16 protein-coding genes and 1 pseudogene are annotated in these 19984 nt (G+C 58.2%); 6 read left to right on the top strand and 11 right to left on the bottom strand.

Annotated features, from left to right (window positions below):
* Nucleotides 1-29: 29 nt before the first annotated feature.
* Nucleotides 30-1355, bottom strand: coding sequence for a dicarboxylate/amino acid:cation symporter (locus J9870_RS11705; protein WP_210644163.1), 1326 nt, complete (start codon nucleotides 1353-1355; stop codon nucleotides 30-32).
* 41 nt (nucleotides 1356-1396) lie between these two features.
* On the bottom strand, nucleotides 1397-2479 hold the full coding sequence (locus tag J9870_RS11700) for a 4-oxalomesaconate tautomerase (protein WP_210644161.1): 1083 nt from the start codon (nucleotides 2477-2479) through the stop codon (nucleotides 1397-1399).
* Between the two features lie 168 nt (nucleotides 2480-2647).
* On the opposite strand from J9870_RS11700, the gene J9870_RS11695 reads away from it, so the two are divergent.
* Entirely contained in the window at nucleotides 2648-3538 is an 891-nt protein-coding gene (locus J9870_RS11695) for a LysR family transcriptional regulator (protein WP_210644159.1), read from the top strand.
* A 192-nt stretch (nucleotides 3539-3730) separates the two neighbouring features.
* Here J9870_RS11695 and J9870_RS11690 read toward each other — a convergent pair whose 3' ends face one another.
* Nucleotides 3731-4138 (bottom strand): VOC family protein, encoded by a 408-nt coding sequence (locus J9870_RS11690; protein ID WP_210644157.1) that lies wholly within the window; start codon nucleotides 4136-4138, stop codon nucleotides 3731-3733.
* Nucleotides 4139-4161: 23 nt separating this feature from the next.
* Complete coding sequence (locus J9870_RS11685) at nucleotides 4162-4587, bottom strand: YciI family protein (protein ID WP_210644155.1); 426 nt, start codon at nucleotides 4585-4587, stop codon at nucleotides 4162-4164.
* A gap of 163 nt (nucleotides 4588-4750) precedes the next feature.
* Here J9870_RS11685 and J9870_RS11680 point away from each other — a divergent pair.
* The 3 genes and pseudogenes from J9870_RS11680 to J9870_RS11670 form a co-directional block, all read left to right on the top strand.
* Nucleotides 4751-5071: pseudogene (locus J9870_RS11680) on the top strand (MFS transporter); the annotation flags it as partial.
* A gap of 149 nt (nucleotides 5072-5220) precedes the next feature.
* Nucleotides 5221-5661 carry a hypothetical protein gene (locus J9870_RS11675; RefSeq protein WP_210644153.1) on the top strand — a complete coding sequence of 147 codons (441 nt, stop codon included), beginning with the start codon at nucleotides 5221-5223 and terminating at the stop codon, nucleotides 5659-5661.
* Nucleotides 5662-5693: 32 nt separating this feature from the next.
* Entirely contained in the window at nucleotides 5694-8651 is a 2958-nt protein-coding gene (locus J9870_RS11670) for a DUF4132 domain-containing protein (RefSeq protein ID WP_210644150.1), read from the top strand.
* Nucleotides 8652-8661: 10 nt separating this feature from the next.
* Here J9870_RS11670 and J9870_RS11665 read toward each other — a convergent pair whose 3' ends face one another.
* Both J9870_RS11665 and J9870_RS11660 read right to left on the bottom strand, forming a co-directional pair.
* Nucleotides 8662-9723: an HD domain-containing phosphohydrolase gene (locus J9870_RS11665; protein WP_210644148.1), complete on the bottom strand. Its 1062-nt coding sequence runs from the start codon at nucleotides 9721-9723 to the stop codon at nucleotides 8662-8664.
* Nucleotides 9708-12608: an ATP-binding protein gene (locus J9870_RS11660; protein WP_210644146.1), complete on the bottom strand. Its 2901-nt coding sequence runs from the start codon at nucleotides 12606-12608 to the stop codon at nucleotides 9708-9710. Before J9870_RS11660 ends, J9870_RS11665 begins: the two co-directional genes overlap by 16 nt.
* Nucleotides 12609-12844: 236 nt before the next feature.
* On the opposite strand from J9870_RS11660, the gene J9870_RS11655 reads away from it, so the two are divergent.
* Together J9870_RS11655 and J9870_RS11650 are read left to right on the top strand one after the other, a co-directional pair.
* Nucleotides 12845-15841: a PAS domain S-box protein gene (locus J9870_RS11655; protein ID WP_210644144.1), complete on the top strand. Its 2997-nt coding sequence runs from the start codon at nucleotides 12845-12847 to the stop codon at nucleotides 15839-15841.
* Nucleotides 15838-16467, top strand: a complete 630-nt coding sequence (locus J9870_RS11650) for a response regulator transcription factor (RefSeq protein ID WP_210644142.1) — start codon at nucleotides 15838-15840, stop codon at nucleotides 16465-16467. Before J9870_RS11655 ends, J9870_RS11650 begins: the two co-directional genes overlap by 4 nt.
* Nucleotides 16468-16482: 15 nt before the next feature.
* On the opposite strand, the gene J9870_RS11645 is transcribed toward J9870_RS11650, so the two are convergent.
* The 5 genes from J9870_RS11645 to J9870_RS11625 form a co-directional block, all read right to left on the bottom strand.
* Entirely contained in the window at nucleotides 16483-17559 is a 1077-nt protein-coding gene (locus tag J9870_RS11645) for a chemotaxis response regulator protein-glutamate methylesterase (RefSeq protein WP_210644140.1), read from the bottom strand.
* The gene (locus tag J9870_RS11640) at nucleotides 17556-18068 is read right to left on the bottom strand and encodes a chemotaxis protein CheD (protein ID WP_210644137.1); all 513 of its coding nucleotides are present in this window, start codon (nucleotides 18066-18068) and stop codon (nucleotides 17556-17558) included. The genes J9870_RS11645 and J9870_RS11640 overlap by 4 nt, the downstream gene beginning before the upstream one ends.
* Nucleotide 18069: 1 nt before the next feature.
* Nucleotides 18070-18873: a protein-glutamate O-methyltransferase CheR gene (locus J9870_RS11635; RefSeq protein WP_210644136.1), complete on the bottom strand. Its 804-nt coding sequence runs from the start codon at nucleotides 18871-18873 to the stop codon at nucleotides 18070-18072.
* Entirely contained in the window at nucleotides 18870-19394 is a 525-nt protein-coding gene (locus tag J9870_RS11630; RefSeq protein WP_210644134.1) for a chemotaxis protein CheW, read from the bottom strand. The genes J9870_RS11635 and J9870_RS11630 overlap by 4 nt, the downstream gene beginning before the upstream one ends.
* Nucleotides 19395-19469: 75 nt before the next feature.
* Nucleotides 19470-19982 carry a chemotaxis protein CheW gene (locus J9870_RS11625; RefSeq protein ID WP_210644132.1) on the bottom strand — a complete coding sequence of 171 codons (513 nt, stop codon included), beginning with the start codon at nucleotides 19980-19982 and terminating at the stop codon, nucleotides 19470-19472.
* Between the last annotated feature and the right edge of the window lie 2 nt (nucleotides 19983-19984).

Here is a 19984-nt window from a genome sequence, read left to right as displayed (position 1 = left end):
ACGCGGTGATGTCGAGTCAGCGGGACCGGCTAGATGTGTTTGGCGACCTGCGTGCCATCCCAGGCTTGGTCCGTTGCCTGGGTCTGCGTCGAGGAGGATTTACCATCCAGGGTCTGCAGCAGTACTTCGCGGTCGCAGGCATTCTCCGAGAGGGAGATCACCACCGTCGCGACTGCGTTGCTCGCCAGACTGGTCAGCGCCCGCGCTTCGGACATGAATCGGTCGATCCCGATCAACAGGGCCAAGCCGGCCAGGGGAATGTCGTGGATGACCGTCAGGGTCGAGGCCAGGGCGACGAACCCGCTGCCAGTCACCCCGGCGGCACCTTTCGAAGACAGCAGCATGATCGCCAGCATGGTGATGACCTGGGTCAGCGTCAGGTCGATGTTGCAGGCCTGGGCAATGAAGATCGCAGCCAGCGACAGGTAGATCGCCGTACCGTCGAGGTTGAACGAGTAGCCGGTTGGCAGGACCAGCCCCACGACGCCTTTCTTGCAACCCAGGGCCTGGAGCTTTTCCAGCATCCGCGGCATCACCGGTTCGGTCGAGGAAGTCCCCAGCACCACCAGGAACTCCTCGCGCAGATAACGCAACAGCTTCCACAGGCTGAAGCCATGTGCACGGCAAATGCCACCCAACACCACGAAGACGAAGAAGGCACAGGCGATGTACAAGGTCATGATCAGCTTGGCCAGCGAGCCCAGCGACGTGATGCCGTACTGCCCAACGGTGAAGGCCAAGGCACCGAAGGCGCCGATTGGAGCGAAGCGCATCAGGTAAGAAAATATCTTGAACACCATGTGCGAAGCCGATTCCAGTACATCCAGCACTGGCTTGCCGCGCTCACCCAAGGACGACAGGGCAAAGCCGCTGAGCACCGCGATAAACAGCACCGGCAGTACCTCGCCTTTATTGAAGGCGCCAATAAAGGTGTCGGGGATGATGTGCATGAAAAAATCCACCACCCCCAGTTTCGCTGCGGAGTCGGTGTACTGCGACAGGCCTCGGGTGCTCAACTGGGTCGGATCGATGTTCATGCCTGCACCGGGCTTGAACAGGTAGACCGACACAAGGCCGATGATCAGGCTGATCACCGTCAGCACGAGGAACAGCAGCATGGTCTTGCTCAACAAGCGGCCCAGCGAGCGCTTGTCGCTCATGCCGGCGATGCCGGTGACAATGGTGCAGAACACCACCGGCGCGATCATCATCTTGATCAGCTTGATGAAGGCATCACCCAGCGGCTTCAAGGCAATTGCCTGTTGCGACCAGAAGTGCCCGACCAACACGCCCAGCAGCACGGCACAGATGATCTGGAAGTAGAGCGATTTAACAACTTTCATGGCATCACCCATTTTTAGAATTGTTCTGATGCAAACGACAATGGCTGTCTGGACTATCCAGCTAGCCGGTGGGAAGCCGGGGCGTAGACAAAACCTGAGAAAAGCCTGCGCGCAGTACGCACCACCGAGGCTCGAATGGTCTCACCCTTTTCGCCGGTGTAGGACAGTACGACATCGATACCGCCGCTTGGGTGTTCGATACGAACCTGTTGCAAGCGCGGCTCACTGACGGTGCCGAGCAACTGTGCGACGACGCTACCCTCGGTCACGCATGCGGTGGCCAGGCCGATGGAACCGGTGATAGCCAGGGCGCGGTGACAGTTGTGCGGCATGAAATAACGCACCTGGACCGTCCCGCCGGACTTGGCCGGAGACACCAGCACCGGCTTGGGAATGACCTTGTCACTGACATCACCCAGGCCCATGGCCAGGCCGGCTTTCAATCGCAAGGCTTCCAGGCGCTGCAGGAAGGCTTTATCGGCGTCCAGTTCGGCGGGGCTTTCATCGCCGCGCTTACCAAGCTGACTGGCCTGGACAATCATCATCGGCATCGCCATATCGATACAGGTCACCGGGATGCCGTCGATCAGATCCTGGGTTTGCCCGGTTGGGAAGAGTTTCCCCGTCTTGCTGCCGGCTGCATCGAGAAAGGTCAGTTGCACCGGAGCGGCTGTACCGGGCACGCCGTCGATGGCGGTGTCACCTTCATAGCTGACTTTGCCTTCGGGGGTTTGCACCTCGGAGTTCACGAAGGTCCCGGTATTGAGGTTGCGGATACGTACGCGGGTCAGGTCGCCGGTAGGCTTGACCAGCCCCTGTTCAATGGCGAACGGGCCAACGGCGCAAAGCATGTTGCCGCAGTTGGGGGCGGTATCGACCCGGCGCTGGGAGACCATGACCTGGACGAACAAATAGTCGACATCCGCATCTGGGTGCAACGACGGGCTGACGATTGCCACTTTGCTGGTTTGTGGGCTGCCGCCACCGATGCCATCGATTTCCAGCTCATGGCCGGAGCCCATCAGGTTGAGCAGCAGCTCGTCACGTTCGGCGATGGCAACCGGCAGATCCCAGGCGAGGAAAACCGGCCCTTTGGAAGTACCACCGCGCATCAGTACACAAGGAATTCGCTGCATGAACACTAACTCTTGTTGATCAATCTGGATAATTGATGCTCTGGAAACAAGAGTGGCAGGGTTTAAAAAGTGTTTCCAATGCAAAGATCAGAGGCATTATTGCGTTTCGCAAATGAATTACCTTAGGATGATTCGGTCGTGCATTGCCTTCCACCGAAGAGATAGAACATGGAATACGAACTCCAGGACATACGATCTTTCGTGAAAATCGCTGAACTTGGCAGTTTCCACGAGGCAGCCGATGCGCTGCACCTGTCTCAGCCAGCCCTGAGCCGACGGATGAAAAAACTGGAGGAAGGCCTGGGGACAGCCTTGCTCGATCGCACAACCCGCAAGGTCAGCCTGACGAGTGTCGGCCGTGACTTCCTGCCCAAGGCACGGCGCTTGCTGGATGATTTCGATGACTCGATCCTCAACATCCGCGAGCTGGCGGAGCGGCAAATCGGCCGGGTCACCTTGGCTTGCATCCCCACTGCCGCTTTCTATTTCTTGCCTTCGGTGATCCGCCTCTATAACGAGCGCTACCCAAAAATCCGCATCCGCCTGCTCGACCTCAGTGCCAACGAGGGGCTTGAGGCGGTGCTGCGCGGCGAAGCCGATTTCGGCATCAACATGATGAGTGGCCAGCACCCGGACATCGAGTTCGTGCCCTTGGTCAACGAGCCGTTCGTTCTGGCGTGTCGACGTGACCATGAACTGGCCGGGCGCAGCTCGGTAAGCTGGTCTGAACTCAGCGATTACCGTCTTATCGGCGTGGGTCGTCTTAGCGGCAACCGAATGTTGCTGGACCATGCTTTATCGGGCTTGAGCTGGCGCCCGCAATGGTTCTACGAAGTGCAGCACCTTTCGACATCGCTCGGCTTGGTTGAAGCAGGGCTTGGAGTATCGGCGATGCCGAGCCTGGCAATGCCCGCAGTGGATCATCCAACGTTGGTGAGCGTGCCATTGGTCGACCCTGTGGTGAACCGCTCGTTGGGCCTGGTTTACCGGCGCGGCGCATCGCTATCGCCGGCAGCGGAGAAATTTGTCTCCATACTGCTTGAGCAGTGGGAGCACTGATTTTCGGCGTGGGTCATGCCGAATCAATAATGGCAAGGGCTTCAATCAAGAAGATACGTTCGATATCAACGCGAGCATTGGCTGCATAGATTGTCCTCGTTATCTGAGCCTGGATAACTCAATCAACCTAATGCCCATCGATATTCAGTTCGCCGGCCGCTTCCAGGCACCGGCGACAAGGCCCGACTCGACTTATTTCTGCCCCTCGTAATTGACCATCCAGGCAATCCCGAAACGGTCTTCGAACATGGCGAAGCGTTCCGCCCAGAAGGTCTTCGCCAAGGGCATATGCACGCTGCCCCCCGCACTCAAGCCGTTAAACAGCCGCTCGGCCTCCTCCACGCTGTCGACATTGAGGGAAACCGACACGCCTTGTGGCTTGCGATACGGCTGGCCTGGCGGGCAGTCGGAAGCCATCAGGCTGAAATTGCCCACCGTCAGGCAGGTGTGCATGATCAGGTTGGGATCCTTGGGCATGCCGGTTTCCTCGGGGGCCTCGGCAAAGGACATGGAAAACAGCTCGCCGCCAAGCACGTCCTTGTACAACGCAAAGGCTTCCTTGCAGCGGCCGTCGAAGATCAGGTAAGGGATTATTCTCATGGTGGATTCTCCTGTAGCCGGCTTCATGATTGACCGGACATCTGCGCCCGCAAGCGTTCTTCCTGCTCGCGCAATTCCGGGGTAAAGGTCTCGCCAAACTCCTCGAGTTCGAAGATCTGGCGGATCTCGATTTCACTGTCACTGACCATCGGGTTCGGGCAGCGTTTGACCCAGTCAATGGCCTCTTGCAATGACTGGACCTTGAAAATCCAGAAGCCGGCGATCAGCTCCTTGGTTTGCGCAAAGGGTCCATGGATCAGCGTTCGGTCCTTACCGGAAAACTGCACGCGCACGCCCTCGGCACTCGGATGCAGGCCTTCACCGGCGAGCATCACCCCGGCCTTGACCAGCTCTTCGTTGTAGGCGCCCATGGCGGCAAGCAGTTGCTCGCCAGGCATTTCTCCAGCTTCCGATTCCGGACTGGCTTTGACGATCACCATAAATCGCATGCTCGTGTCTCCTGAGAGTGGATGGATCAAGCCGTCCATGTGGCGGCTCTACGGGCTAATCGAATGGCGTCGGTAGAAATCGACAGCCTGATGCGATTTTTTTCGACCGACTGTTGAGGGCCCAGCAATGGATCACCAGGCCAAGCACTTAAGTGCTAGACGGGTTCTTGGCCTGATCGGCTTCAGCCTGGCGGACAGCATGGTGAGCTGGTGCGTGGCGATGTTCATTTTCACCCTCGGTGAAATGATCATTTACCCGGCCGAATTCCTTTTCGTCGATACCCTGGCCCCGGAAGAACTGCGCGGCAGCTACTACGGCGCTCAAAACCTGGCTGCACTGGGCGGCGCCCTGAGTCCGGTGATCTGCGGATACTTGCTGATGCACACCCCGGCCCCCACGATGTTCTATGTGTTGAGCGCACTGACCGCGATGGGCGGCCTCCTGTGCTTCATGAGTGGTCGTCGGATGGCCAAAGTAATCTGAGCCAGGCACTGCAGAAAAAGCAATGTCGTAGACCAGCCTATCAGGCGTCTGTTGTTACGCCCGAGCGCGCAGCGCGATGAAGTTTATTGCAGACCGGGCTATGCTAAGCCGCCATCCGCCCGGCTGGCCTGGCTTGCAAGGAATGCGTCATGGAGTTCGTGGTTCATAGCTATTGCCTCAAAGGCGCACGCCAGGAGCCTTTGCTGCCGCCTGTCACCCTGGCACCGACTTCGCTGACCTTGACCGTCGCCGAGCTCATTCGCCTGACCGTTGTCGAACAGATCGCCGCGCTGTCGGTCCAGCACTGGCTGGCGCAAGTGTCGGTGCGCGAAGCGCTCGATCGCCAATACCTGAGCGAGCGGGACATTCTTCAGCAAGCCAGTGAGGGCGCGGTTGTCATGCCGCAGGCCAGCGCGCCTCCAGACCTGGATGTCGGCGTTGAGGTCGAGCGCGCCTTGAAGGGTTTTGAAACCCGCGCGTTCCGCGTTCTGCACAGCGGCGTCATGCTGCAAAGGCTCGATGAGTCAATCGAATTGAGCCCGCCTTCCACGCTCGCGTTTATCCGCCTGGTCCCGCTGATTGGCGGTTGATCCTCGTCGCTCACTTTTGCTCGGATACCCTCATGCAATCACGCCGTCCTACGCCCGAACAAGCCACACGCCTCGCTGCGCTGCGAGCATTTTGTGATAGGGCGCTGGATGACTATCCCGAGCTCAGTCGATATGACGAATTCGAGCTCGACTTCTGGGACAGCATCGACTTCCTGCCCATAGCCGATGACTGGGTCAGGCAGCATCCCCAGGACGGGCCCAAAGCATTGGCTGATGGTTTTGTGTTCCCGACCGTTTGGGAGGATTTGGAGGACCGCCGCGATCAACAACGCTATGGCCTGCAATATCGACTCTGCGATACGTGGATCACGGCTCACCCCGATGCCTATGCACTGGAGCAGATCGGCGCGCGACTGCAGCACATGCTGCAATTTGCCTTCGAGGACAGTGACTATCCATTGCCTACTGACGAAGATGGCCCTGCCTATTACCGAAGAAGTCCGGACCAGGCCTGGGCCTTCCCCGACGTTCAGGCCTGCCTCAATCGCTTGAGTAATTACCCGCCCACCCTGGCCTGGCAGACCGTCGCCGAATGGTTGCTGGACGGCAGCTGGAACCGCGTGCAGCCCTCTTCTGCGCCTGATGAAGAACCAAGGAAAATCGCCGACGCGTATATCTACGCGCACAAGGAAATCCAGCGCATTGCGCTGGGCCTGCTGGAAGCGGGCCGCCTCGACTACCCTCGCTTCGTCCGGGCGGCCAATACCTGGGGCCGCGCCATGATGTTCTACTCAGACGATGCCGGACTGGACAGCGATGATGTGGACCTGAATCAGTACGCCGATGAAGCGTTCGATGAGGACGATTCAAACGACGAGGCCACGGAAAACGAAAGCATCGATGATGAGTCGCCGCAGAGCGATGACATCCCCTCTGAAGAACCCATTGCAGTGCATCCTATACTGGCGAGCTTCACCGTTCGTTACGTCGAGGACGCCCTGGCTGGACTGCCCGATAATGCTGAGAAGCTGGCTGACACCTTCCGTTTGGTAGAGGTATATCAGTCCCGCTGGTTGCTGCAGGCCCTGGCGGTGATCGAACGACTGGGCATGACGCCGGATGACTTCGATAGCTTCGGCGATACGGCTGCGGTGCTCCAATGCTTTCTACTGCTTCAGGATTTGCCCAGGACCCAATCAGCAGAGCTGCGCGCGGCGTTGTCCGGCTTTTCAAGAAATACCCTGCTCACCGCCCTGCCCTACGCCGGACAAGCCAGTCGAGTGGTGCTCGACGCGCTCGATTGGAGTGATCTGCAAGCCTTCCAGCGTGAATACCTGAACATTGCCCTGGCACCTCGGTCCGGCTGGGGCAGCGACCTGCCCAATACGCCGGATGAAACCGTGGGTGTGGTGGACCGTTACCTGCTGGACAAGGCCCTGGCCGAAGCCGACCCAGACCACCTGCGCGAATACCTCGCGGCACTCGAACCCTCGCACTGGGCGTTTCCCGAGACCCGTGTGCTACTCGACGCCTACCAGGGCATCGGCCGATCGGCGCTGGAAAAGAAATTGACCCGCCACGCACAGCCGGCCATGCGCATTTATGGCGTACTGCCCATCTCGGGTCCGGACGACGTACGCCAGCGCTATCTGACGCTCAAGAAGCTGCACAAGGAGGTGTGTAAATACGGAGCTCAACGACAGGCCAACTCCCATGCAGCGGTGCAGGCAGGCCTGGAAAACCTGGCGCGTGTCGCCGGTTACCCCTCGGCGATTCGCCTGGAATGGGCCATGGAATCGGAGATCGCCGAATCCGCCCTGACGGCCGCCACCATCGATGGCTATGACATCACGCTCGTCATCGACGGCTTGTCGCCCACGTTGCACATCTGCAAAGCCGGCAAGACACTCAAGACCGCACCGCCTGCGATTCGCAAGCACGCCGACTTCATCGCCCTCAAAACGCAGCAAACCCAGCTCAAGGAACAGATCGCCCGCTTCTGCCGCACCCTGGAAGCAATGATGAGCAGCGGCGAAAGCCTGGCGCTGGACGAGCTGAAGCCGCTGTTGAAAATGCCCGCGGTTCGCCTGCTGCTGGAACAGCTGATCATGCAGGCCGACGACGCTGCGCTGGGCTGGCTCGACACCGCGACGCTGACGGTGACAGACCTTGAAGGCCGCCAACACGTCGCTGAAAAGCACCTGCGTATTGCTCACCCCTTTCATCTGTTCACGGCGGGACAACTGTCGGCCTGGCAGAAAGAAGTGGTCACCCATCGCCGCGTGCAGCCGTTCAAACAGGCCTTTCGCGAGTTGTACCTGCTGACACCTGCCGAGCGAGACACTGGCTTGTGGTCCAACCGATTCGCCGGCCATCGCCTGAAAGGCAAAGTAGCCGCCCGGTTGCTGCAGGTCCGCAACTGGTCGACCTCAAGCGTCGAGGACATCTATTACGAAAGCAAAGAACACGGCATCTACGCCATGTTCAACTTTCTGGACACCGGCCATTACCTTTCGGAAACAGAACACTTTACCTTCGACACGATTGCGTTCTACCGCGACCAGAAAGCCATCCCCCTTGAGCAAGTACCGCCGCTGCTGTTCTCGGAAATCATGCGTGACGCCGACCTGCTGGTTTCCGTGGCCCACGCCGCAGACGGCTACAGCACCAGCAACGAAACCTTGCAACGACGCGCCGAACTGGTCGGCGAGTTGATCCAGGGTCTGGGGTTACGAAACGTTAAATGCGAAGGGAATTTTCTATTCATTACCGGCCAGCGTGCGAACTACCGCATCCATCTGGGCAGCGCAGCCATCCATATTGAACCCGGCAACTACCTGTGCATCGTGCCTGCCGGCAGCAGCTCTACGGAGTTCTACCTGCCGTTCGCCGACACCGACAAGAAAATGGCCGAGGTGCTGAGCAAGATGTTTCTGCTGCTGGACGACCTGAACATCACCGACAGCCTGATACTGGAGCAGATACAGCGCACGGATATACCGGGAGCCGGGCACGCCATCGACGCCTGAACGACATCAATCAGCCCTCTCGCGCATCGGCCAGGCGTAAGCGATCTACTTCGTCAAAGAGATTACAAAAGATGTCCACCAGGAAAGGATCGAAGTGGGAACCCGCTTGTTCGATGATAAATCGCCTCGAACTCTCGATATCCCAAGCCTGTTTATAGGCTCGAGGCATCCTTATGGCGTCATACACATCACATATCGCCACAATCCTTGCGGATAACGGGATCTCCTTACCCCGCAAGCCCTTGGGGTAGCCCGTGCCATCCCAGCGTTCGTGATGGGACAGGGCAATTTCCGCGGCCAGGTCCGTCAACGGCGAACCCTCTGGGTCATGCAGGATTTCATAACCAATGCGCGCATGCTCCTGCATGATCGTCCGTTCTTGCGGCGTCAGAGCGCCAGGCTTTTGCAGAATGACATCTTGAATGCCGATTTTTCCCACATCGTGCATCGGCGCAGCCATCCTCATAAGCTCGCACCATTGAGCGGGCATGCCGATGGCCTTGGCCAACAACGCAGCAGACTCGCCAATACGGACAATGTGGTGCCCCGTGTCGTCGTCGCGATAGCTGGCGGCTCGACTCAAGCTGCTGCTGATGGCCTTGTAGCTGGAAGCCAGCTGGGCCGTGCGTAACTCCACTTTGCGCTCGAGTTCAGCATTGACGTCGCGCAGCAGCTTCGCCGCCTGCGCCAGCTCCAGGCAATTTCGCACCCGGAGCAGCACTTCGGGTAGATCTATGGGTTTGGAGATGAAGTCGTTCGCGCCCTTTTCCAGTCCTTTTCGCCGGTTCTGCTGATCATTCAAGGCCGTTACGATGATGACCGGTGACTCAGTGCGGTCGCGTGTACTGAGGCGATCAAGGATTTCAAAACCATCGGGCGCGGGCATGTCCAGGTCCAGCAACAGCAGGTCCCAGGCGTTCGAAAGCAGCCAGTCCAGTCCTTCGCCAGAGTCGCTGAATGTCGTGATGTTATTCAGGCCCACGGCTCGCAAGCAGGAATCCAGAAGCCGCAGATTGGTGGCCACATCGTCGATAATGACGATCCTGCTTTCAGCATTTATTTTGGAAAACATGCATCTGCCCTCCCCATGGCGAGCGTCAATACCAGACTACGAATACTCTGCATCTCCAAGGGAGAAGACACGATGGCCTGGCATTCCAGGTGGCTCATCGAAGCGTGATCGGCAGCCGCACGGACCACGACGATCGACATGGCAGTCGTTGCGATACTGGTGCGCAAGCCGTTGAAAAAAGTGTGCAGCACAGGCACAGAGTCCGCAGTGGCGACGATCAATACACGGACCGTTGTGGAGTCGAGCACGAGGCTGGCGTCGGGCAACGTATTGACCCACTCCAACTCAAAATCGCCGGCTAACGCCTCTCGAACCGTCTGACCATCCTCGGCGTTTTTACTCACCAGCAGGACCCTTGGCAGGGCTATCGTCGACACGTTGGATGCGCTCCCGGGCACAGGAAAAGCCGACGAACACAGATCGATCCAGAAAGTCGTCCCCACTTCGACGTTGCTTTCCAAGCCCATGGTGCCGTGCATCAGCAGCGCCAAGTCTCGGCACAGCGCCAAGCCAATGCCAGTTCCCTGGATGGAAGAGTTCTCTTTGCCCAAGCGCTGGAAGGGCCTGAAAAGCTCGCCCTGCAAAGCCGGAGAAATGCCCATCCCGGTATCCGTTACATAAAGTCGAAGCCTGGCTCCGTCCTCGACAGCCAAGGCCCCCAGAGTGATATCTCCGCCGGGCCGGTTGTACTTGATTGCATTGGATAACAGATTGATCAGGACCTGCTTGAGACGGCGCTTATCCGCCCAGACATGCCAGGTATCCAGGGGAACATTGATGTGCAAGGTCTGGCCGTGCGCCGAGACTTGCTGCTGGACCATGTCAGCGCAGTTGGATAACAGGCTTGCCACATGCACGGGCTTGAGGTCCAGCAGGGGCTTCTCGGCCTGCAAGCTGGAGAGTTCAAGCAAGTCATCAACCAACTGCATGAGGTGTTCACTGGCCTCGATGATTTCCTGCAGATTGCTCGTCTGCTGCGAAGCCTGGGCAGGTGACTGCATGAGCCCCAACTGGGCAAACCCGTAGATCGCGTTCAATGGCGTACGCAACTCATGGCTCATGCTGGAGATGAATTTGGATTTGGCAGTACTGGCGGCTTCTGCCTCCAAGGTCTTCTCTCGCAGATCCAACTGAGTCTGCTTGAGTGTCGTGATGTCGACACACGCCACGACCACGACATCGGAATCATCAAGCCGGGAGGGTTCCAGCGTACGGCCCCGGCAAAGTATCCAGATCAGTTTTCCATGTACGTCGCGGATCCGGAACTCCACTTCCGGCGCCACGCTTGCACTGCCCCTGGCCTCTTCCAGGAACTGCGTAAAGGTCTGCCGATCCTCAATGGGAATGTTCTCCAGCAGAGTCGCCATCGGCACTTCGTTGGCGGCAAAGCCGAAGCGTTGGCACAAGGCCCCCTTGAGAATGAAACGCTGCCGTTTCGGGTAGTACTCCCAAAGCCCTTCGGCAAAACTCTCCATGACCAACTCAAGACGCTGCTGCGTGGAACTGCGAATGAACTCGGCCTGGGCCAACTGCCTGCCCATCCCCAGTGCCTGGTTGGACATTGACGACAGTTCGATGATATCGGAAGGAGTTGTCGCCGGCTGCCAGTTACCCCGACCAATCTCTCGCATCATTCGTGAGACGCCTTGCACCGGCGTGCTCAACTGGCGACTGAGGTCTCGTGTACGCCACCACATGAAGGCGAAGAACAAGGCATAGAACAGAACCAAGCCCGCGACCAACAGATACCCCACTTCGCGGTAATGACTGGCCAGCAGATTGGTTTCCTGCATGACCGCGGCTTCATCCACCACTGCCAGCAAGAACCAGCCGGTGGAAGGGATAGCACTCCAGGCGAGCAGATGCGGCCGCCCATTCAATGTCAGCGCAACGAGACCTTCTGGGTGGTCGGGTAAGTTCTTGTTGAGACTGGCGAGATCCGGATGACGGGCGAGGTTCAAATCCGGCGATTGCAAGCGCTCGCGCTCGACAGGCTCTCCAGCGGGCTGGTTCTCGACGGCTTGCAGGGAAAAATCACGCTGCCCCGCCTCGGGTACGGCCATGATATCGAGCTTGTTGTTGACCAGCATCAGGTAGCCATCCCAAGGCATCTTCAACTGCTCTATTCGCTTCAAGATGCCATCGACCGTTACGTCGACCCCGGCTACGCCCTCCAGGAAGTCTGCGCTGTAAACCGGCGCAATGGCAGACATCATCCACCCCTGGCCGGCAGGATCCAGGTAGACATCCGTCCAGACTACTTTTTTATCCGGGTTATGTTTTGCATCGGCCAAGTAGTAGAAGTTGTATTGGGTGATGTCCATATCATGCGGGTACTGCTTGAGCGTATTGAACCAGGGATAAATCCGGTTATAGCTGTCCCAACTATTGAAATAGATGCTGGCAATCAGAGGATCCCCGTCCTTCAACTGCTTCATCATGAAATCCTGATTCGCCAGAAGAGAGACTTTATAGAGGTCGTGTTTTCCCAACGGGGTGACATTCGAATAAAACGAGGCAGACGCCCCGTCATTGGCTGCGCTGTAACGGACACCGTCGGCACTTACTGAAAGCGATGCCGCCACGGGGTGGTGGTTTTCGGTGAGTTCATGTTCAGTGGCCTTGGCATAAAGGCCAATCGCATTGTGAATCTGCTCCAGTTGACCTTGCACCAACAGCGCATTTTGCTGAACCGATACCTGTATGTCTCGTGTCGCACTTTGATGCAGGTACTCGATCTGGGAGCTTCGAATGGACTGATTGGTGATGAAATAGGTGGTGATCAGCACGCCTTCCACCAAGACGAGCGGCAACAGGCTGGTACTGGCAAACGCCCGCCAGATCCATGTGCGCAAACTGACCTTTTTCCTTGAAGCTGCTTGCATAGGCACGCTCATTGCGTTGGCCGCACAATTGATATCACAACGACATCATTGTGGTCTCATCCTTGATTCCTGTCCAAGGGAACCCTCTCCTTTCGTCCGCCAGTTGAACAACCTTGCAGGTATGGCAAGCATCGATCAAAAACCCGTGGACAGCCTTATGACCATAGTCGAACACTCGATTTCGTTCCCAACGACTTAAGCTATGCTCAAGAACGGGTTACCAGAGGATGAGGCGAATGGATTCAGCCATGGCGGTAGCAGCGCCGTTCACGCAGGACGCGGATGACGTGGGTGTCTTGTTGCTGGATGCCCAAGGGGTGCTGCTCATCATGGATGACTGCGCCAGCGCATTGTTAGGGTTGAGCGAGACCGCCGCCTCCCTTGCTCCCTTGCCCACCCTGTTTTCTCTAAAACCGCTGACGTTCGAACAGCATCTCACCCATGCACGACTGAAGGGGAGCTGGCATTTCCAGAGTCTGTCGGCCAATGGCGACACGCTGAGTGTGCAGCTCGACTACAAAGCACATCAGTCCACCTACCTGATAAAAGTCCGCCGCGCCGAACACCTCCACCTTGCCGAACAGGATTATCGCCTGGCGTTCGACTCCGCCGGCACGGGCCTGGCCTTACTGCGAATGAGCGGTGAATGGATCGCAGCCAATCGAATGCTGTGCCAGATGCTCGGCTACACCGAAGAAGAACTTCGCGCCACGTCGTTCCAGCGCTTGACTCATCCGGACGACGCCGATGTCAGTAAGGACGAATTACACAGGCTCATCCAGGGCCAACGCACCAGCCTGACCCTGGAAAAACGCTACATTCGCAAAGACGGCAGCACCCTGTGGGCACGCTTGACGGTAGGCATCGCCCGTAACTCCCAAGCCCAAGCGCTTTACTTTGTATCGCAACTGGAAGACATCAGTGAACATCTTGCCCTGCGCCAGGCATTGTTCAATAACGAAAAAAAATACCTTTCACTGGCTAAAAACTCACAAAGCATCATCCTGCGCTACAACCGGCTTGGCCAACAGATCTATGCCAACCCCGAGCTTGAACGCGCTCGAGGCTTTCCCAATACGCACATCATGGAACGCACCTCGACACCCGATCCGCTCGACGAGTACTTTCGCACGCAAGTAAAACTCACGTTATCAACCGGCGCAGCAAACACGTTCCTGCTGGAAAACACGAACTCGTATTCAGGTCGTTCCGGGGATTTCCTGTGCAACCTGACACCGGAGCACGACGAAACAGGCGAGCTTTGCGGGGTGCTTGTCACAGCCCAGGACATCAGCGCGTTGCGCCGGCAGGAGCGCGCCGAAAATGCGCGCTCTGCCATTTTTCAAAAGATGGTCACTAACGACGCCCTGCTCGAAGTGCTGCCGCTGCTCAGCGCCTACCTGGAGATCCTGACGCCCGAATTTCGTAATGCCATGGCTTTCAAGGCTGTGCCCGGCGACGATCCCCTTCACGCGTACGCCGCAGACATCTCCTTGATTGAAACCTGCCTGGCCGAAGATCTTGATCGACATCCCGAGCTGTTCGAGCACCATCATTTCATTCGTGATCTAAGGAGCGATGCCCCTGACCTCGCTTTCAGCCAGCCCGCCTTGCAGGCAGGCTATCGAGGTTGCTGGGTAGAGCCGGTGGTCAATAAGACCGGTATCACGATGGGGGCCATCCTGTTGTTCGTCTGCGGTGAAACCCAGCTGAGCGAGCAGGACCGCAAGCATGCACAAATGGCCAGTCATATTGGCGCCATCGCGTGGGAGCGCAGCTGCGCCCACAGCCACCTGGCGCAAAGCGAACGTCGTTACCGTGAAGTCTTCGACCACTCGCAAGACATGCTTTGCCTGCTCGCCGTGGATGCCGACCAGCAACTCAGTTGCCTGGAGGCCAATCCAAAGCTGTGCGAGATGCTCGCCAAAAGTCATTCGGACATGATCGGCCAACCGTTGGGCCAGTGCCTGGAGAAAGAAGCCGCCAATATCATCGAGGCGATCTGCCTGCACTGTATTGCCGTGGGTGCCCCCATCGAGCTGGATGCACAGTTGCCTTGCGGCCAGCGCTCACTCGTCGTCCATTTCAACCTGGTACCGGTAGCCGACTCGAATGGACGCCTGCATCGCCTGGTTTGCATTGCTCGCAACATTACCGATATCCGCGAAGCCCAGCGCAACGAACTGGCCCGACAGCAGGAAATCGGCACATTGGTTGAAAACTCTCCGGATGGTATTGCACGACTGAGTCCGACGGGAGAGCTGTTGTTCGTCAATCCGGCACTGGAAGCCTGGTTGGATCGCCCGCAAATTGACTTACTGCACAAGGACCTGCTCGAGATTCTGCCGAAAAACCTGCAGAGCCAATTACTTCGTGCAGCGGTCATCGAGGCCGTGGAAAAGGGCCAGCCCCTTGAGCATGAGTATGTGCTCACCGAGCAACATCGCCTGCAACGCGTCTATCACATCAGTCTCGTTCCCGAACAAGATATCCGCGGAAAAATTGCCACCGTGCTGGCTGTCGTTCGCGATATATCCCAGCTGCGCCTGGCAGAACTGCGTCTGGCATCGCTCAACAAGCAACTGCGCCAATTGATGTCCAGCCGTGAAAGTGCACGGGAAGAGGAACGCAAGCTGATCGCGCAGGAGATCCACGATGAACTCGGACAACATCTAACGGCGATACGCATGGGTACTTCACTGCTGCGCTTCCAGTACGGCGAGCAATTGCCCCAGCTCAGTGAACAAGTCGCACGCCTGCTGCAGCTGATCGACCAGACGGTGCAGGTGGTCAGGAACATTTCCACCAGCCTGCGCCCTTCCATTCTCAACATGGGTATCGCCGCCTCACTGGAATGGCTGACCGACACGTTCAAGCAGCAATGGGGCATCGACTGCAACCTGCAGATTCGCCCGCAGAAAATCCGTTTGGACGATGCCAGTGCCACAGCCGCATTTCGCATCGCCCAGGAGTCGCTGACCAACATCGCCCGGCACGCCGAAGCCACTCGGGTCGATATCACGTTTGAACAAGGCGAGAATGGCTGGTCGCTGAAAATCACCGACAACGGCAAAGGCTTTGACCAACGCGAACAATCGTCCGGGACACTCGGCTTGCTGGGAATGCGTGAACGAGGCCTGACTTTGGGAGGGACCACCACCGTATCCAGCAGTATCGGCAGCGGTACCACCATTCAACTGCGCGTCCCTGTTTCAAGGAGTCAAGACTCATGATCCGTTTAATGGTGGCCGACGATCACACGATCATGCGCGAAGGCCTCAAGCAATTGTTCGCACTGGTAAAGGACTTTTGCGTGGTGGCGGAAGCGGAGAACGGCGCCCAGGTCCTGGAGTTGTTGCGCCATACCGAGATCGATGTGCTCCTGCTCGACATGACCATGCCCGGTTCAAGTGGCGAGGATTTGATCGGCCGTATCCACGCCCATTACCCCAAGCTGCCTATGCTCATCTTGAGCATGCACAATGAAGCCCACATTGCCCAACGCGCCCTGCGCGCCGGCGCTTCCGGATACATGACCAAGGACCGTGACCCGGAAGCACTGCTGGCCGCGATCCGCAAGGTGAGCACCGGCGCACGTTACCTCGATCCACAACTGGCCGAACAGATCGCGCTTCAGAGCAGCGGTGTGACGCCCGAGAACGTTTCGCAAAGCCTGACCGCGCGTGAATTCCAGATCCTGCGCATGCTGGCTCAAGGGCTGAGCGTCAACCAGATCGCCGAACAACTGGTGATCAGCAATAAAACCGTCAGCACCCACAAGACTCGGCTGATGGAGAAAATGTGCTTTGCCACCAGCACAGACCTGGTGCGTTACGCCTTGAGTGAAGGCCTGGTCTGAAACGACGGCGCGCGCTCAGGGGTGATTTGCACGAACGCCAAGGATGGCCGAAGCAATCTGCTCCAGTGGCAACTCGCGCTCGACCGCTCCCAGCTTCAAGGCCTCGCGTGGCATTCCATACACGACACACGAGTCTTCATCCTGGCCCAGGGTCCTGGCGCCGGCATCGCGCATTTCCTTGAGGCCGCGAGCGCCATCATCGCCCATGCCCGTCATGATGATGCCAAGGGCATTGCTGCCCGCGCTACGAGCGACCGAGCGGAACAGTACATCCACCGAGGGTCGATGCCGACTGACAGGCGGCCCCTGCACGATATCCACTTGGTACTGGGCACCACTGCGCTTGACCAGCATATGGGTTCCGCCTGGTGCGATCAGCGCACGCCCAGGGATAATGCGGTCGCCCTGCACCGCCTCGCGGACCTCGATCTCGCAAACGTGATTGAGGCGCTCGGCGAACGCGGCGGTAAACTTCTCTGGCATGTGCTGCACCACGACAATGCCCGGACACACCCGCGGCAACTCTTGGAGTACCTGTTCCAGCGCCTGCGTGCCCCCGGTGGAAGTGCCAATGGCAACGATGGTTTCAGTCGTTCGGGCCATGGCCACGTTCGCGGGAGACAGGATCGAGTCGGCGCTGAGCCGCGGTGGCACGTCAACAGGCACCCGAGCGCCCGCTACACGCCGCAGGTTGGCCTTTGCCGCGGCCCTGACGGCGTGGACCAGATCATCCGCGCTTTCAGTCAGGAACTGTCGCAGGTTGGACTGCGGCTTGGTGACGATACTGACGGCACCAGCCGCCAGGGCCTGCAAGGTGGTCTTGGCACCCTTCTCGGTCAGCGTCGAACAGATCACCACCGGTGTAGGCTTTTGCGCCATCAGTTTTTTCAGGAAGGTAATACCGTCCATTCGTGGCATCTCGACGTCCAGCACGATGACGTCAGGCCATTGTTTGCTCATCTTCTCCATGGCGTACACCGGATCGGCGGCAACGTCGATCACCTGGATACCGCTGGCCTGGTTCAGGGTCGCGCTCAACACCTGGCGCACCACCGCAGAATCATCAACGATCAACACCTTGATATCCGTCATTTGGTATTACTCTTGGGCGATTCGATTACTTTGAGTACGGAATCGGCGTGATTGAGTTGAAGGTGTCCGGTACCCACATCGAACACCAGGTGGCGATGGCCCCGGCCACCTACGTGATAAACCCGACATTGCAAGCCATGGGCCTGGATCAGGCTTCTGGCGGCATCGACATTCTGTTGGCCGATCCCGATACCGTTACCGCGCTTTACCCCGGGAAACATGTCAGCCCCGCCAAAAAGGCTCACCTCGAACTGCTCGGGCCGAGCCCCCGCGCGGTGAATGCACTCAAACAGCAGCGCCAACGCATCCGCTGCGTAACGACCGTTCAGATGTCCCGCGCCATGGGCTCCTCGACGAGGCAACATGTAATGACACATGCCGCCCAACAAGCGTTGCGGATGCCAGAACACCAGTGCGACACAGGACCCCAGCACGGTGCACAGGCGCGTTTGGCGCCCTCCAAACGCCACATCACCGGGTTGCAAGAAACATTCGATTACCCGGCTCATCTCAAGCGTCCGGTTTGCGGTAGATGGAGGGTTTGACCAACTGCAACTCATCACTGATGCCATTCAGGCTCTCTGAATGGCTCACGATGAAGTAGCCGCCAGGCCTCAGGTGTTTGCTCAAGCGCTTGACCACCTCAGACTTGGTCTGGTTATCGAAATAGATCATCACATTGCGCAGGAAGATCACGTCGAACTGCCCCACTGAAGGCAGCGCATTGTTCAAGTTGATCGACGTGAACGTCATCCGTGACGCCAACGCACGATCCACCATGAAAATGCCGTTGTTGCAGCCCACGCCCCTCAGGCAGTACTTGTTCAACAGCGCCTCGGGAATGCCGCGGATACCATCCAGTGGGTAACGTCCGCTTTGGGCTTTTTCCAGCACCCGGCTACTGATATCCGAAGCGAGGATCTCCCATGGCCGGGTGCCCAGGCTGTCGGCCAGCACCATGGCCAGGGTGTAGGGTTCTTCTCCCGTGGAACAGGCACCACTCCAGATGCGCACCGGGCCATTCCCACGAAGCTCGGGGAGGACCACATTGCGCAGAAACTCAAAATGCTTGGGTTCGCGGAAAAAGTAGGTTTCGTTGGTGGTCAGCAAGTCCACCGCCATTTGCAACTCGGTCCGGTCCTTCATCAGCAAGCGGTAATAGCTGCCGTAGGTGGTCAGGTTGAAGAATTGCAAACGCTTGGCCAGGCGGCCACTGACCAGCTGTTTCTTGGCAACCGACAAGCTGATCCCGGCAATTTCATGAATCATTGCCCGAAACTGCTGGAACTCGTTGTCGGAGAGAACGACATTCATGGTCTCAGCCCGTCTGCGTCGATGTTCGAAGGAAGCAGCGTCGACCAGTCTTCGCTACTGAGCATGTGCTCGATATCCAGCAACAAGACAAAACGGTCACTGAGCTTGCCGATCCCCACCACAAATGCAGGGCTGAGGCGCCCCTGCAATGCCGGTGCCGGCTCGATCTGCTCGGCCGGGATCTCCAGCACTTCGCTGACGGCGTCCACGATGATGCCCACCAGGCCTGCGCCGCCACTGCCATGGACCTCCAGCATGACGATGCAGGTGCGTGGGTTTTCCAGGGTCTGGGCGCCCCCAAAACACAGCCCCAGGTCCAGTACTGGGATGGCCGCTCCGCGCAGATTGGTGATGCCGCGGACCTTCGGCGGCGCCATCGGCAACGGGGTAATCGGACCGTATTCGACAATTTCCCGTACGCACAGGGTACCGACCGCAAACATCTCCTGGCCCACGCTGAAGGTCAGGTACTGTGGCGCTGTCGTCCCTGGGGCCGGCAGGCGCGAGGCGGATATGGACATGGTTCACTCCTCGGGATCCACCGTAGACGGCAGCCTCCCTCTCAAGACAATGTAGGCACGCCTGAGCGCTACACCTCAGTGCAACTGGCTGGCGATCTCACTGACACACAGCACCTGATCGATCTGAAGCACAGTCAGGAACGCCCCTCGCACCTTGACCATCCCTCGAATAAAGTCTTCACGGATCCGGTTTCCGAGCGCCGGAGCGGCCTTGATGTCGGCCAACTCGATTTCGATCACCTCGCTCACCGAGTCGACTACGATGCCCAGCACTTGCGGCTCACCTTCCTGGACCAGTTCCAGGATAACGATGCAGGTCCTGTTACCTTGCTGCGTGGCGCCCTTGCAAAAGCGCGCCTGCAGATCGATCACCGGTACCACCGAACCGCGCAGGTTGATCACCCCCCGAATGAAATCCGGCATCATTGGTACGCTTGTCACCTGGCCATACTCGATGATCTCGCGCACGCACAAGGTATCGATTGCATAGACCTCCCTGGCGGATACGAATGTCAGGAACTGCAGGAATTCGCTGTCACACGGACTCTGCGGCGCATGCTCGAAATGGCTGAAGACTGCAGCTTCCATGT

It is taken from the genome of Pseudomonas sp. Tri1, assembly GCF_017968885.1.
Classification (GTDB): domain Bacteria; phylum Pseudomonadota; class Gammaproteobacteria; order Pseudomonadales; family Pseudomonadaceae; genus Aquipseudomonas.
Note: the sequence above shows the minus strand (reverse complement) of the source record. Positions and strands in the feature narration are given on the sequence as shown.

Excerpts from the sequence above, each read along its gene's own strand:
- J9870_RS11705 (WP_210644163.1), bottom strand. The coding sequence starts at position 1,355 with ATGGGTGATGCCATGAAAGTTGTTAAATCGCTCTACTTCCAGATCATC.
- J9870_RS11700 (WP_210644161.1), bottom strand. The coding sequence starts at position 2,479 with ATGCAGCGAATTCCTTGTGTACTGATGCGCGGTGGTACTTCCAAAGGG.
- J9870_RS11695 (WP_210644159.1), top strand. The coding sequence starts at position 2,648 with ATGGAATACGAACTCCAGGACATACGATCTTTCGTGAAAATCGCTGAA.
- J9870_RS11690 (WP_210644157.1), bottom strand. The coding sequence starts at position 4,138 with ATGAGAATAATCCCTTACCTGATCTTCGACGGCCGCTGCAAGGAAGCC.
- J9870_RS11685 (WP_210644155.1), bottom strand. The coding sequence starts at position 4,587 with ATGCGATTTATGGTGATCGTCAAAGCCAGTCCGGAATCGGAAGCTGGA.
- J9870_RS11675 (WP_210644153.1), top strand. The coding sequence starts at position 5,221 with ATGGAGTTCGTGGTTCATAGCTATTGCCTCAAAGGCGCACGCCAGGAG.
- J9870_RS11670 (WP_210644150.1), top strand. The coding sequence starts at position 5,694 with ATGCAATCACGCCGTCCTACGCCCGAACAAGCCACACGCCTCGCTGCG.
- J9870_RS11665 (WP_210644148.1), bottom strand. The coding sequence starts at position 9,723 with ATGTTTTCCAAAATAAATGCTGAAAGCAGGATCGTCATTATCGACGAT.
- J9870_RS11660 (WP_210644146.1), bottom strand. The coding sequence starts at position 12,608 with ATGCAAGCAGCTTCAAGGAAAAAGGTCAGTTTGCGCACATGGATCTGG.
- J9870_RS11655 (WP_210644144.1), top strand. The coding sequence starts at position 12,845 with ATGGATTCAGCCATGGCGGTAGCAGCGCCGTTCACGCAGGACGCGGAT.
- J9870_RS11650 (WP_210644142.1), top strand. The coding sequence starts at position 15,838 with ATGATCCGTTTAATGGTGGCCGACGATCACACGATCATGCGCGAAGGC.
- J9870_RS11645 (WP_210644140.1), bottom strand. The coding sequence starts at position 17,559 with ATGACGGATATCAAGGTGTTGATCGTTGATGATTCTGCGGTGGTGCGC.
- J9870_RS11640 (WP_210644137.1), bottom strand. The coding sequence starts at position 18,068 with ATGAGCCGGGTAATCGAATGTTTCTTGCAACCCGGTGATGTGGCGTTT.
- J9870_RS11635 (WP_210644136.1), bottom strand. The coding sequence starts at position 18,873 with ATGAATGTCGTTCTCTCCGACAACGAGTTCCAGCAGTTTCGGGCAATG.
- J9870_RS11630 (WP_210644134.1), bottom strand. The coding sequence starts at position 19,394 with ATGTCCATATCCGCCTCGCGCCTGCCGGCCCCAGGGACGACAGCGCCA.
- J9870_RS11625 (WP_210644132.1), bottom strand. The coding sequence starts at position 19,982 with ATGGAAGCTGCAGTCTTCAGCCATTTCGAGCATGCGCCGCAGAGTCCG.